This is a genomic window from Pseudomonas sp. SWRI51 (assembly GCF_014268825.1).
GTDB classification, from domain to species: domain Bacteria; phylum Pseudomonadota; class Gammaproteobacteria; order Pseudomonadales; family Pseudomonadaceae; genus Aquipseudomonas; species Aquipseudomonas farsensis.
This window is the reverse complement of sequence record NZ_JABWRG010000206.1, coordinates 1-245: the sequence shown is the minus strand read 5'-3', so window position 1 is coordinate 245 and position 245 is coordinate 1. Positions and strand designations below refer to the sequence as shown.

Here is a 245-nt window from a genome sequence, read left to right as displayed (position 1 = left end):
CGCCAGTTCCGCCAGGGCGCGCAGCAGATCGGCCTGGCATTGATGGACAGCCCGACCGCGATCCAGCCGATCCTGGTTGGCGATGCGGCGCGGGCACTGACGCTGTCGAAGATGCTGCGCGCGCGGGGCTTGCTGGTCACCGCGATCCGCCCGCCAACCGTACCGGCCGGCGGTGCACGCCTGCGGGTAACCTTGAGCGCCGCGCACAGCGAAGCGCAGGTCCAGCTATTGTTGAATGCATTGGC

The 245-nt window shown here is 69.0% G+C and carries 1 protein-coding gene; it reads left to right on the top strand.

The window, feature by feature from the left end; all coding sequences use genetic code 11:
• Positions 1-245, top strand: a 245-nt coding sequence (locus tag HU720_RS24035; RefSeq protein ID WP_186523657.1) for an aminotransferase class I/II-fold pyridoxal phosphate-dependent enzyme, incomplete at both ends; no start/stop codon positions are given.